At 48.3% G+C, this 294-nt stretch carries 1 pseudogene; it reads left to right on the forward strand.

The window, feature by feature from the left end:
- Window positions 1–265, forward strand: a pseudogene (locus FW758_RS24930) (tyrosine-type recombinase/integrase); the annotation flags it as partial.
- Window positions 266–294 lie beyond the last annotated feature (29 nt).

Below are 294 nucleotides of genomic sequence, written 5' to 3' on the forward strand. Positions count from 1 at the left end.
TGCATTAAGAAAACTGTGCCGCACCATTATTGCCGACATGGGCGTAGATACCATGGTGGGTGAGCGGATTTTGAATCACACCTTGCCATTATTACTGCGCACTTACGTCAACAGCACCTTAGATAAGGGCATGTTGATGGCGTTGGATGCCTACCATGCACACTTAATCACGTTGGGGTTTGATGATGTGGCGCCCGAGATTATGCGTCAATCGACCACTGAGACGAGTGAGCCAGACGAGCCAATGTTAGTGGGGTGGTTATGACAATGACAATAACAATTAGCACAACTGGG

Source organism: Shewanella sp. 1180_01 (assembly GCF_052850535.1).